Here is a 13309-nt window from a genome sequence, read left to right as displayed (position 1 = left end):
AAGACAAATTTATCCTGCTTATTTTAGCTATATTTTCGACCATAGTTGTAAACTTTGCTGTTTAAACACAGCTAAACGGCAACTTAACTAAACAACTGCTGCATAATTATGCATTTTTGTGTAGAATTTGCCGTATCGATAACATAACTAATTAGACATTATGCAACCACAAGATAAACAAGAAGCATTGGTTAAAGCTTTCAAGGCACTTTTAAAAGAAGAAAACTTTGGCTCACAAGGCGAGATAGTTGACGCGTTAAAAGAACAAGGCTTTGATAACATTAGCCAAAGTAAAGTGTCGCGAATGTTAAGTAAGTTTGGCGCGGTACGCACCCGTAATGCAAAACAAGAAATGGTGTACTGCTTACCCGCCGAAATGGGTGTACCAACAGCCAAAAGCCCATTGCGCCAATTAGTTATTGATATTATGCATAACGAAATGATGATTATTATTCGTACCAGCCCAGGCGCTGCTCAGCTCATTGCCCGCCTACTCGACTCATTAGGAAAAGCAGATGGCGTATTGGGCACAATTGCTGGCGATGACACTATTTTTATAGCGCCTGCGAAAATATCAGAAATAGATCTAACACTGGAACGTGTGCGTATTTTGTTCGACACGGTTTAACCAATGAACATTGTCATGTTAATGGCTAAACCATTCCTGACTGGTTTTATAACTGCTTTAAAAACCGTACTGAAGGCGCAAAAAACGCAGACCCCATATCTGCTTGAGTAAAATCAAGCCAGTGATCGTAGTGCTCTTTGTGCCCTAATCGACTGTTTAATACCTTTTCAAATGCATCCCCTTTAGCAGAGCAAGTAATAAGCAACATTCCTTGCTCATACACATCGCCATACGGCATACTTTGGTTTAATAAAAGTGCCTGGCCCTGCTCATCTTTTAACTCACTTCGGGTTGCATGACTGCTTTGAGTTGCGGGGCTGATCAGGGTATTGTCGAGACGGGTACGCCCCATTATTTGCTCTTGCTCGTTAAGCGACAAGTGCTGCCATAGGGTTAAGTCATGTTTGTAGCGCTGCACATGAATATAACTGCCTTGATCTTCAAAACTCTCGGGCTTATTAATTAACGCAGTTGCACGTTTTTGACGACCATGCGGGGTGTCGCCGGCATAAATAAAGCCATTAAAATCACGACCATCTAAAAAGCGAAAGTTACGAACTTGCTCCACCAGCTCAACATCAGGGGTAAAAAGCTTTAATATTTGCAGTGCAAACAGGTGATTCACATCTTCTCTGTCAGAGCGAATTTGTATAAATAAATCGCACGGCCTTGCACTCATCACAAAATCGCTATGGGTTATATTAGGAAAGCTCTGCAACTCGCGGGGCATAAAGTCGGGTAAAATATGCGGCCAATATTGCGCGCCAATAGCGACCATGCAAGACAGCATAGCTTCAGAGAATTGATCACTAAACTCATCTTCAATGTCGCTCACTTTTTTAAGCTTAGCGCGCAGTGATTCGTCGTGACCATCAAGGACATTAAAAAATAAGTGCAAACCATGTAAGTTTGCTTCAGCACAAATCCCTGATTGCGCTTGCACCATTATTATTCCTTACTTTTTAGAGCAAAACACAGCGAAAAACAATTAGCTATTGCTTAAAAAAATTCACCGTGTGCGGTTTTATTTTTATTATAACCTGTTCATTAATGTTAAATGACTGGCCATACTGGGCTGCAACTTCTATTTCTTGTTCTGCAACAACCACGGTATAAACATAAGCGGAGCCAATAAAGCGGCTGCTTAATATAGTAGCGCGCTCACACTGATGCTCACTCTCATTATTAGTGGCAAGTTCAAGTTGATGCGGGCGCACATAAATAACCCCCTTAGAGGCTATTGCATGCGGCTGTGATTGTGTTGATTCAACCACACCAAATTGCGTTTTATAGTCAGTAGCCGTTAATACAGTTGCGCTTAAGTATATGCCCTGACCCAGAAATTCTGCAACCTCCTTTGAACTTGGTTGTGCAAAAAGCTGTTCTGGCGTGCCTTGTTGTGCAATTTTACCTTGGTGCATAACCGCAAGCGTATCAGCAAATGCAAACGCCTCTTCTTTTGAGTGAGTAACAAATACCGCAGACACTTGCTGCGCTTTAATAATCCGCCTAATGTCGGCAATTAATTCAAATCGTACTTGAGTATCAATATTAGAAAATGGCTCATCAAGTAGCAATAGGCTAGGTTTATAAGCTAATGCACGCGCAATCGCTACTCGTTGCTGTTGGCCACCCGAAAGTTGATGGGGGTATCTATCGGCGCAGCCAACCAAATGCACCAGCTTTAGCATTTCATCTACGCGCGCCTGTTTATCAGCTTTGCTAATCTTGCTGAGTCCAAAGGCAATATTATTGGCCACGGTTAAATGCGGAAATAACGCGTAATCTTGAAACATCATGCCAATATTACGATGCTCCGGTGATACAAACGTGTTGGCATCGCTGACTAACTTACCATCAATAAATACCTGCCCTTGCTTGGCTTCAAGTAACCCTGCAATGGCTTTAAGTGTGGTAGTTTTACCGCAGCCACTGGCACCGAGCAAACACACTATTTCGTCTTTACCTAAAATTAAATCTAAGTCATCTATAACCTTAGTCCCGTTATATGCATAGCTCACGCCTTGTAAAATCAAACTACTCATTTAACTACGTTGCTCCATTGAACGGTTAATAAAATATAACGGAATAAAACCCACCACCACAATAAACAGCGCTGATATAGAGGCCAGCTCTAATTGCTCATCACTTACATATTGAAATACATGCGTTGCTAAGCTTTCAAAGTTAAAAGGTCTTAGCAGTAAGGCGGCGGGTAGCTCTTTCATGCACTCAATAAACACCAATAAACCGGCAGTTAATATCCCCCGGCGTAATAACGGTAAATGCACCAAAGCCAGCGTATTACCTAGGCTTTTTCCCATTGATTGACTTGCCATATCAAGGGAGGGGCTAATGCGTAAAAAGCTCGACTCTATGGCGCCATGGGCAACGGCATAAAACCGAACTATGTAGGCAAAAATAATAGTCAGTATACTGCCGGTTAATAGCAACCCAATGTCTAAATCATAAGGGGCTAACATTTGGTTTACGGTGTTTTCCAGCAGTGTTAGCGGCAGTAAAACGGCAATTGCTAATACTGTGCCCGGTAAGGCATAGCCTGTACTTGCTAAACGCCCAGGTAGTAGCGGATTTGCTTGTTTTGCAATGCGCTGGTAAAACACCACTAACACACTCAGTATAATAGTGACCACACTGACCACTGCCGCCACTTTTAAACTTTGCCATGCATAGCTAAAAAATTCACTACTCCAGGCTTGCTCAAAATAAGTAATTGCATACTTAAGTAACACAACAATGGGAATAACAAACGAAACAATTAAAATAAAGCTACAAAAGCCAGTAGCAAGCCATGCAGATTTACCTTTAAGAATATAAAGCGCCTCACTGTTAACACTCGACTGGCGTTCAAATACCGCTTGATTACGACGGCTAAAACGCTCGGTGATCAAGGCTAAAAACAACAGTAATAACATCACCCCTGAAATTTTTGCGGCCGCAGTTAATGAGTAATACCCAAACCAAGTATCATAAACGGCGGTGGTTAATGTACTAACAGCAAAATAGCTGACGGTCGCAAAATCAGCCATGGTTTCCATACTGATTAACGCAAGTGCCGCCACAATGGCGCCACGGGATAACACAAGGCTGACTTTAAAAAAGCTTTTCCATGCACTTAAGCCCATTAATTGACTGGCTTGGACTAGCTTAAAAGACTGTTCACGTAGCGCGGTTTTAAATATTAAATATAAATACGGGTAAAGTACCAGCGCAATCATTACAATCGCGCCGGGTAAAGTACGTATATCAAAAAACCAATAATCATCTGGCGATTGCCAACCAAACCACTCTCGTAAGGTTATTTGTACGGGTCCGGCATAATCGAGTAAATCGGTGTACACATAAGCAATAATGTAGGTTGGCATGGCAAGGGGCAGCATCAGCGCCCATTCAAATTGTTGTTTACCAGGAAAGCGGCAATAGGCGGTTAACCAACCCAATGGCAATGCAATCAAGCAGCTAAGTAAGCCAACACCTATAATAAGCAATACAGTGTTACTTATATAGTCCCACAACACGGTATTCCATAGGTGGGTAAATACCTCTGAATCGCCTTGTAAAGATTCTAACAGTAAAAAAAACAACGGGGTCGAGAGCAATAACCCCGTCGACCACGCAATAAGCTGCCATTTCGACAGCTGAAATTTATAAGTCATTAAAGATCGAACTTCACCTCATCGATTAGCTTTAAGGCTAACGGACGATATTTGCTAATTTCATCAAGTGCTAAGCTATCTTCCTTAAAGCTCCCCCATGATGCAACCAAGCTTGAAAGTTTAACACCAGGCTTAACCGGATACTCCATATTGAGCGAGGCATACATATTTTGCGCCTTATTGTCGGTCATAAACTCTATCAGTTTCAAGGCATTTTCAGGATTTTTAGCATACTTAGTGATAACCGCACCCGACACATTTATGTGTGAGCCACGATTTGTTTGATTTGGAAAATTAATATTAACCGCATCTGCCCATGGCTTTTGCGCTTCATCTTGCAGCATTTTACCTAAGTAATAGCTATTGCCTAAGGCTAGATCACATAAACCTTCTTTCACGGCTTTAACTTGAGCGCGATCGTTGCCTTGCGGCTTACGCGCTAAATTTGCCTTTACACCCTCTAACCATGTTTTAGCCTGGGCCTCGCCATGATGAGCAATCATAGACGCAACCAAGCCTAAATTGTATGGATGTTTGCCAGAGCGAGTACAAATTTGACCTTTGTATTTTGGCTCGGCTAAATCTTCATAGCTCAGGTTAGGTAATTCACCTAAACGCTCTTTTGAAGAGTAAACATTACGCACACGCTTGGTAAGTGCCACCCACTGACCGTCACCATCACGAAACGCCGCAGGCACATTATTGTTAACCTGTTCACTGTTTATAGTTTGCGTTAATTTTAATTCTTCTAGCTGAATTAACGCACTAAAATTAGACGTTAACACCAAATCGGCTCGACTGTGCTTACCTTCACGCTTAACACGCTCTATTAAGCCATTTTTAGCAAACACCACATTGGTTTTAATACCGGTTTGTTGTGTAAAATCATCTAAAATAGGTTGAATCAAAAAAGGTTGTCTAAATGAGTAAATATTCACTACATCAGTTGCAACAGCAGGTGCCGAGATAATAAACCCAACAATAAGCGCGAGTGTTTTTTTCATATTGTCTACCTAACTAATAATTATTATCATTAATTTTACCGCGATGAACTAAAAAGTGCACACTTTATATAATCAGCTTGTCAAAAATACGCCCAAAAAAGAAAATCCTTGTAAGATATCTCTTACGCTGGTGACAGCAAATGAGTAAAAACACCTTGTATAACACCCATAAAATTAATTAACCCATTGTATTTTAAGTTTTTTTAAAATATTTCATTTGTAATAATATAAATCATTAGCGGTTTTATCCTACATTTAACACTAATCTCTCTTTATAATTAATCCATAAATAAGCAACGACGCTTACCGAGTAAATGGAAACGGATTAACTACTCGAATACCAAGGTTTGGTTTTTTGGGATTACAGGGATTACAGGACAGGCTCAGGATGAGTATCGCAATGGAGTGTTATATAAAGGATAGCGTTAGAGTAACGCGTAAAGGATAACAACACGGAAAAGTTGTAGCTAAAGGATAGAGAATAAAAGGACAGGCCTTTAAAGTAAAACAAGGACGTTATAAAAAGGCGGTGCACTCGGATGTGCAATAAGGATGGGTAATAGCTTTTACCTTACAGGATGTTTAGGAGTTAAGGATACAGGCTCGGATAGTCTAAATTACATAGAACTAGAAAGTAATATTGTAATAACAGGGAACGTAAAAATTGGAGTTGATTAGGTTCAATTGCAGGATGCAACAAAGTTAGAAGATTCCGCAAGCGCGACTAGCAATGGTTCGCGCTTTTCTTTTGTCTAAAATTCAGCGCTCAGCCAAAATTATACATATTAAGACTATGATCAAGCATTAAACTCAGTTTTTTATACCTATTCGCTTAATTAAGAGAGTTAATTTCCTCAAAAAGATTAAGTATTATTCAGGCCTGCCTTTATTGCGCTTTCCTAGCAAATAAGCATCACGAAATTTAATAAAATGCTGCTCTAATTTAGTACTTGCGTCAGTTTCATTTGCTAATGCTAACACTATAATCGCTACTTCGGCAGTACCTAGTTGATGAGCATGCGGCGCTACACGTAAACGATAATCAGAGAGCTTTTGTGCAGTAATAGAAAGCACAGGTAAATTATCTAAATAAGGGCTTTTGCGGATCATTTTTTTAGCTTCGCGCCATGTACCATCTAAAAATATAAACAATGGTTTTTTACCTACAAGCGGCTCAACTTGCGTTACCACTCTATCTGTTTCGACATCTTCGGCAGGAAAAATCACAAACGCTTGATATGTCTCATCATTCAATAATGCTAACAAAGCAGGATCAGGGTCGGTTCTATCCCAGCGAAATGCGTGGTTATCAGGCACTATTTGTGCAATTAAGCGCCCGGTGTTAGACGGTTTAAAGCTTTCATTATGATACATCAGTAAACAAACGGCAGCGTCGCAGTTTGCGTACTCAGCGCCCTCACAAATACAGTAATGCTTGGCAATTAAGCATTGCTCACAGCGGATCATTTTTCCACCCCGGGCATTAAATTCGCGTCGAGATTCACTTATTTGCTGGGCACGTAATGCTAAAACTGAATTTTTTAAGCCTTGGGTCACTGTGATTAATTACCTGTAAATTGAACGGCGAGTATTGTAGCTAAAATCAAAGGGAATAGATATCAGCGGGCAGCGGGCAGCTATAAAAACAAAAAACCCAAGCCGAGGCTTGGGTTTTTTATTGCGGTTAACTAAAAAAATTACTTTTTCTTTTTAACTGCTTTTTTATTGGGTAAATCAGTGATTGAACCTTCAAAAATTTCAGCCGCTAGGCCAATTGATTCGTTCAATGTTGGGTGAGCGTGAATAGTAAGTGCAATGTCTTCGCCATCTGCACCCATTTCAACTGCTAAACCAATTTCGCCCAGCATTTCACCAGCGTTAATACCAATCATAGCACCACCGATTATACGGCCACTTTCTTTATCAAAGATCAGCTTAGTCGAACCTTCAGTACGCGAAGATGCAATTGCACGGCCCGATGCTGCCCATGGGAACACCGCTGTTTCAATGCTTAAGCCTTGCTCTTTAGCTTCTTTTTCGGTAACACCTACCCAAGCAATTTCTGGGTCTGTATAGGCAACAGAAGGAATACACTTAGGATCAAAGTAATGTTTTTGACCAGAGATAACTTCAGCTGCAACATGGCCTTCATGAACCGCTTTGTGTGCAAGCATAGGTTGGCCAATTAAATCACCAATTGCATAAATATGATCAACGTTAGTACGTAATTGCTTATCAACATTAATAAAGCCACGCTCATCAACATTTACACCGGCTTTGTCTGCATCTAACAAGTTACCATTTGGTGTACGGCCTACCGCAACCAGTACTTTGTCGTAACGTACTGGTTCTGCTGGCGCATTTTTGCCTTCAAAGCTAACATATAAACCGTCATCTTTTGCCTCAACACCCACAACTTTAGTTGACAGCATGACATTAAATTTATCGCTAACGTATTTTTGATAAATTTTAATAATATCTTTATCGGCAGCTGGAATAAGTTGCTCTGCAAATTCTACAACATCAATTGCAGAACCTAGCGCACGATAAACCGTCCCCATTTCCAAACCGATAATACCGCCACCTAACACAAGTAGTTTTTCAGGGATATCTTTAAGCTCTAACGCACCCGTTGAATCAATCACGCGGTCATCTTCAGGGATGAAAGGTAAACTTACAGGCTTAGAACCGGCTGCAATAATCGCGTTATCAAAAGTAATGGTTGTTTTACCGTCAGCACCTTCAACGTCTAGGGTGTTACTACCAGTAAATTTACCGTAACCGTAAACCACTTTAACTTTACGCATTTTAGCCATGCCGTCTAGGCCATTTGTAAGCTGGCCAACAACAGACTCTTTCCACGAGCGAATTTTATCTAAATTAATTTCTGGTGCACCAAAAGTAACACCGTGAGACGACATTTCTGCTGCGTCATCAATTACTTTAGCTACGTGTAAAAGTGCTTTAGAAGGAATACAACCAACATTAAGACATACACCGCCTAATGTGTCGCGAGATTCTACTAATGTAACTTCTAAGCCCAAGTCAGCAGCGCGGAAAGCCGCAGAGTAACCACCAGGTCCACCGCCTAGTATTACAACTTGAGTTTTTAATTCGTTGCTCATGCTATTACCTTTATTGTTTGAACGGGACAAAGCCCGAGAATTTAACTGCCCTGTTTCTGCAAGGCAGAAAGGGCATTTGTGCAAATAGTGTATCACTGCAAATGGAAAAAATCCCAGCAAAAAAGCACTGGCTAGGATTTGATGCTATTTGCAATATGAGTGTATCTAATTCCTATAACAATCGTCTTGTTAATAACATTAGTGGCATTACATCACCAATTGACGAATATCACTCAAATAACTTGCAAGTGTAGCAGTAAACCGTGCTGCTAATGCACCGTCAATCACTCTATGGTCGTATGACATAGAAAGCGGAACCATTAATTTAGGCTCAAACTCTTTACCATTCCATTTAGGTTTCATATCTGACTTAGACACACCTAAAATAGCAACCTCTGGCGCATTAACAATCGGCGTAAATGCCGTACCACCAATGCCGCCTAAACTTGAAATAGTAAAACAACCGCCTTGCATATCTGACGAGGTAAGTTTACCGTCGCGTGCTTTAGCAGATACGTCCATTAGTTCACGCGATAATTCAATAATGCCTTTTTTATCAACATCTTTAAACACTGGTACAACTAACCCGTTTGGCGTATCAACCGCTACCCCAATATTAATGTACTTTTTAAGAATTAAGCTTTCGCCATCATCAGAAAGTGACGAGTTAAAGGTAGGAAACTCAGCAAGCACTTTAGCGGCTGCCTTCATTATAAATACCAACGGGGTAATTTTAACACCCAGTTTTTTCTTCTCGTTAAGCGTATTTTGCTCTTTACGGAACACTTCAAGGCTGGTGATATCCGCTTCATCAAACTGGGTAACATGAGGAATTTGTACCCAATTACGGTGTAAGTTTTTACCCGATAGCTTTTGAATGCGAGACAGTTTCTTCTCTTCAATTTCACCAAACTTAGCAAAATCAACTTTTGGCCATGCAATTAAACCAAGTTCACCGCCACCCGCATTGCCTTTAGCCGCCGGTGCTTGGCCAGACTCTACTTGCTTAACCAGCTGCTTAACATAGTTTTGCACGTCTTCTTTAACAACTCGGTTTTTACGTCCTGAGCCTTTTACATTGGCAAGGTTAATACCGAATTCACGGGCTAAACGACGAATCACTGGCGATGCATGCGCATACGCGTTGTTCTCTGCAAAACTGTCATTACTTGCTTGAACTGATTGAGACTCACTTGGCTTAGACTCAGGTTTAGATTCTGCTTTTGTCTCTGATTTTGGCTCAGCTTGCTTTGCAGGCGCTTCGCTTGGTGCACTTCCTGCCACTTCAAATACAAAAATTAATGAACCTGTTTTAACTTTATCGCCAGTCGCAACTTTAATCTCTTTTACCGTGCCCGCAAAAGGCGCAGGTACTTCCATGGCGGCTTTGTCGCCTTCAACGTTTAAGATAGATTGCTCTTCATCTACGCTGTCGCCTACCGCAACCATGATTTCTGTCACTTCAACTTCATCGTCACCAATATCAGGTACACTCACTTCTTTTGTGCTTGATGCTGACTCGGTAGCTGACGACTCTTTTGCAGCAGGCTTTTCTTGTGCTGTTGAATCACTTGCAGGCGCACTTGCGTTATCACCACCAGCAATTTCAAAAACAAACACTAACGAGCCGGTTTTTACTTTATCACCGGTGTTTACTTTAATCTCTTTTACTGTGCCCGCAAACGGTGCTGGCACTTCCATGGCCGCTTTATCGCCTTCAACGTTTAAAATAGATTGCTCTTCGTCTACGCTGTCGCCAACCGCAACCATTATTTCCGTTACTTCAACTTCGTCATCGCCAATATCTGGCACAGTGACTTCTTTGGTTGACGAACCCGATGAGGCAGAAGGCGCTGCTGCTTCGGTTTTTTCTGCTGTTTTTTCTACTGTTTTTTCATCAGCGCCAGAATCTTGCGCTTCGCCTTCAAATAAAAACACTAAACTGCCTGTGGTAACCGTATCGCCCACGTTAACTTTAATCTCTTTTACCGTACCGGCTTGATCAGCAGGTACTTCCATTGATGCTTTATCGCCTTCAACCGTTAGTAATGATTGATCAACCTCAACCTTGTCGCCAACGCTCACTAGTATTTCGGTTACTTCAACGTCATCATCACCAATATCGGGTACTTTAATTTCAATACTCATTGCAAACCTCTTATGCGTACAGTGGATTTAGTTTGTTGGTGTCGATGTTGAACTTTTTAATCGCCTCAACAACCACTGACTTTTCAACGTCACCGCGTTTAGCAAGTTCAGATAATGTCGCAACTACCACGTAACTTGCGTTAACTTCAAAGTGACGACGTAGGTTTTCACGGCTGTCAGAACGGCCATAACCATCTGTGCCCAGTACTTTGTAGTTAGTGCTTGGTATAAATGAACGCGCTTGTTCTGCGTAGTTTTTCATGTAATCGGTAGCAGCAACAGTGACTGAATCGTTTAATACGCTAGTGATGTACGGCGTTTTTTGCTCGCTTTCTGGGTTAAGCATATTAAAACGCTCAACGTCTTGACCATCACGGGTAAGCTCATTAAATGAAGTTACTGAGTAAACATCTGAGGCAATCCCGTAGTCATCACTTAAAATAGCCGCCGCTTTGCGCACTTCAGTCATAATAGTACCTGAGCTTAATAGCTGTACGTTGGCTTTTTTGCCTGCGTAGCTTTCAAGCTTATAAATACCCTTACGTATACCTTCTTCAGCGCCCTCTGGCATAGCTGGTTGATGGTAGTTCTCGTTCATTAATGTAAGGTAGTAATAAATATTTTCTTGGTTTTCACCGTACATACGACGAATACCGTCTTGTATAATTACCGCTACTTCAAATGCATAAGTAGGATCGTAAGAAATACAGTTAGGCACTGTGTTGGCAAGAATATGACTGTGACCATCTTCGTGTTGTAAGCCTTCACCATTTAGCGTTGTACGCCCGGCTGTAGCGCCTAATAAGAAACCACGTGCTTGCTGATCCCCTGCCATCCAAGCCATATCACCCACACGTTGAAAACCGAACATTGAATAGTAGATATAAAATGGGATCATTGGTAAATCGTTAGTGCTGTATGATGTTGCCGCAGCAACCCACGACGACATTGCACCTAACTCGTTAATCCCTTCTTGTAATACTTGCCCTGACGTTGCTTCTTTATAGTAAGAAACAATATCACGGTCTTGAGGGGTATAGTTTTGGCCTGAAGGGTTATAAATACCAATCTGACGAAACAACCCTTCCATCCCGAACGTACGCGCCTCATCGGCAATAATTGGCACAATATTTTTACCAATGCCTTTATCTTTTAATAACACATTAAGTGTACGTACAAAGCCCATTGTTGTTGATATGTCACGTTTTTGCTCTTCAAGTAATGGCTTAAACGCATCAACTTCGGGTAACTGTAGTTTTTCTGAAAATTTAGCAATACGCTTAGGTGTATAACCTTTAAGTGCCTCGCGGCGTGCATGCAAGTATTTATGCTCAGCAGAATCTTTTTCAAGCGTTAAATAAGGTAGCTCTTTTAGCTGCTCTTTTGATACTAAATCTTGTAAGCCTAAACGATCACGTAAATGTTCAACATGGCTCATATCCATTTTCTTCACTTGGTGAGCAATGTTTTTACCTTCAGCCGCTTCACCCATGCCGTAACCTTTTACTGTTTTAGCAAGGATCACGGTTGGGCGACCTTTGGTTTCTTCTGCTTTTTTAAACGCAGCAAACAGTTTTGACGGCTCATGACCACCACGCTTAAGCGCAAAAATTTCATCATCGGTCATATCTGCAACCAATGCCGCGGTTTCAGGGTAACGCCCAAAGAAATGCTCACGTACGTACGCGCCATTTTTTGCTTTGTAGGTTTGGTAATCACCATCGACTGTTTCGTTCATCAATTGTAATAATTTACCTGTGGTGTCTTTGGCTAATAAAATATCCCAGCCACTGCCCCAAACAAGTTTAATAACGTTCCAGCCAGCGCCTTTAAATAGCCCTTCTAGCTCTTGAATGATTTTACCATTACCCATTACAGGGCCATCAAGACGCTGTAAGTTACAGTTAATTAAGTAACACAGGTTGTCTAGCTTTTCACGGGCAGCAAAAGAAATTGCGCCACGTGATTCTGGCTCATCCATTTCGCCATCACCTAAAAACGCATACACACGTTGGTTTTTGGTGTCTTTTAGACCGCGGCCATCTAAGTACTTTAAAAAACGCGCTTGGTAAATAGATGCAATAGGACCTAACCCCATAGATACCGTGGGGAACTGCCAAAACTCAGGCATGAGTTTAGGGTGCGGGTAAGAAGGTAAGCCTTTGCCATCTACTTCTTGGCGGAAATTATCAAGCTGCTCGGCGCTTAAACGCCCCTCAACAAATGCACGCGCATAAATGCCCGGAGAAATATGCCCTTGATAATAAACTAAATCGCCACCGTCAACGTCATTAGGGGCTTTAAAGAAATGGTTAAAACACACTTCATAAAATGCAGCCGACGATTGGTAAGACGCCATATGGCCGCCTAAATCGAGATCTTTTTTCGAGGCACGCAATACAATCATAATCGCGTTCCAGCGAATAATTGAACGAATACGGCGCTCAAGATTTACATCCCCTGGGTAGGCAGGTTCTTGGTCAACCGGTATTGTATTAACGTAGTTTGTGTTAATGCCTGTTGGCATATCTACACCGTCTAAGCGGGCTTGCTCTAACACTTGCTCAAGTAAAAACTGAGCGCGTTCAACACCTTCTTCGCGCACAACCGATTCAAGAGCTTGTAACCACTCTTGTGTTTCTAGCGCGTCTACGTCAATTTTATTGACTTCAGACATATGGAGGTTTCCTTATGTTTAAAATACTAATTTTGTGTATTGAATATGTC

9 protein-coding genes are annotated in these 13309 nt (G+C 41.4%); 1 reads left to right on the top strand and 8 read right to left on the bottom strand.

From position 1 onward, the window contains the following. Positions 1-160: 160 nt before the first annotated feature. Positions 161-628, top strand: a complete 468-nt coding sequence (argR, locus tag AC6H44_RS01570; RefSeq protein ID WP_008466460.1) for a transcriptional regulator ArgR — start codon at positions 161-163, stop codon at positions 626-628. Positions 629-674: 46 nt separating this feature from the next. On the opposite strand, the gene AC6H44_RS01565 is transcribed toward argR, so the two are convergent. The 8 genes from AC6H44_RS01565 to aceE form a co-directional block, all read right to left on the bottom strand. Then, positions 675-1574, bottom strand: a complete 900-nt coding sequence (locus AC6H44_RS01565; RefSeq protein ID WP_500737075.1) for a Dyp-type peroxidase — start codon at positions 1572-1574, stop codon at positions 675-677. A 46-nt stretch (positions 1575-1620) separates the two neighbouring features. After that, positions 1621-2673 carry an ABC transporter ATP-binding protein gene (locus AC6H44_RS01560; protein WP_500737073.1) on the bottom strand — a complete coding sequence of 351 codons (1053 nt, stop codon included), beginning with the start codon at positions 2671-2673 and terminating at the stop codon, positions 1621-1623. Then, complete coding sequence (locus AC6H44_RS01555) at positions 2674-4305, bottom strand: ABC transporter permease (RefSeq protein WP_500737071.1); 1632 nt, start codon at positions 4303-4305, stop codon at positions 2674-2676. Continuing rightward, entirely contained in the window at positions 4305-5309 is a 1005-nt protein-coding gene (locus tag AC6H44_RS01550) for a Fe(3+) ABC transporter substrate-binding protein (RefSeq protein WP_500737070.1), read from the bottom strand. The genes AC6H44_RS01555 and AC6H44_RS01550 overlap by 1 nt, the downstream gene beginning before the upstream one ends. Positions 5310-6179: 870 nt before the next feature. Then, on the bottom strand, positions 6180-6866 hold the full coding sequence (locus tag AC6H44_RS01545) for a tRNA-uridine aminocarboxypropyltransferase (RefSeq protein ID WP_500737069.1): 687 nt from the start codon (positions 6864-6866) through the stop codon (positions 6180-6182). Between the two features lie 140 nt (positions 6867-7006). After that, positions 7007-8434, bottom strand: coding sequence for a dihydrolipoyl dehydrogenase (lpdA, locus tag AC6H44_RS01540; protein ID WP_500737067.1), 1428 nt, complete (start codon positions 8432-8434; stop codon positions 7007-7009). A 207-nt stretch (positions 8435-8641) separates the two neighbouring features. After that, positions 8642-10582 carry a pyruvate dehydrogenase complex dihydrolipoyllysine-residue acetyltransferase gene (aceF, locus tag AC6H44_RS01535; protein WP_500737066.1) on the bottom strand — a complete coding sequence of 647 codons (1941 nt, stop codon included), beginning with the start codon at positions 10580-10582 and terminating at the stop codon, positions 8642-8644. Between the two features lie 10 nt (positions 10583-10592). Further along, the gene (gene aceE / locus AC6H44_RS01530) at positions 10593-13259 is read right to left on the bottom strand and encodes a pyruvate dehydrogenase (acetyl-transferring), homodimeric type (RefSeq protein WP_500737064.1); all 2667 of its coding nucleotides are present in this window, start codon (positions 13257-13259) and stop codon (positions 10593-10595) included. Between the last annotated feature and the right edge of the window lie 50 nt (positions 13260-13309).

The sequence above is a fragment of the Pseudoalteromonas sp. TAP-3C genome (assembly GCF_059888565.1).
This window is presented reverse-complemented; position numbering and strand designations above follow the sequence as displayed.

Excerpts from the sequence above, each read along its gene's own strand:
- argR (WP_008466460.1), top strand. The coding sequence starts at position 161 with ATGCAACCACAAGATAAACAAGAAGCATTGGTTAAAGCTTTCAAGGCA.
- AC6H44_RS01565 (WP_500737075.1), bottom strand. The coding sequence starts at position 1,574 with ATGGTGCAAGCGCAATCAGGGATTTGTGCTGAAGCAAACTTACATGGT.
- AC6H44_RS01560 (WP_500737073.1), bottom strand. The coding sequence starts at position 2,673 with ATGAGTAGTTTGATTTTACAAGGCGTGAGCTATGCATATAACGGGACT.
- AC6H44_RS01555 (WP_500737071.1), bottom strand. The coding sequence starts at position 4,305 with ATGACTTATAAATTTCAGCTGTCGAAATGGCAGCTTATTGCGTGGTCG.
- AC6H44_RS01550 (WP_500737070.1), bottom strand. The coding sequence starts at position 5,309 with ATGAAAAAAACACTCGCGCTTATTGTTGGGTTTATTATCTCGGCACCT.
- lpdA (WP_500737067.1), bottom strand. The coding sequence starts at position 8,434 with ATGAGCAACGAATTAAAAACTCAAGTTGTAATACTAGGCGGTGGACCT.
- aceF (WP_500737066.1), bottom strand. The coding sequence starts at position 10,582 with ATGAGTATTGAAATTAAAGTACCCGATATTGGTGATGATGACGTTGAA.
- aceE (WP_500737064.1), bottom strand. The coding sequence starts at position 13,259 with ATGTCTGAAGTCAATAAAATTGACGTAGACGCGCTAGAAACACAAGAG.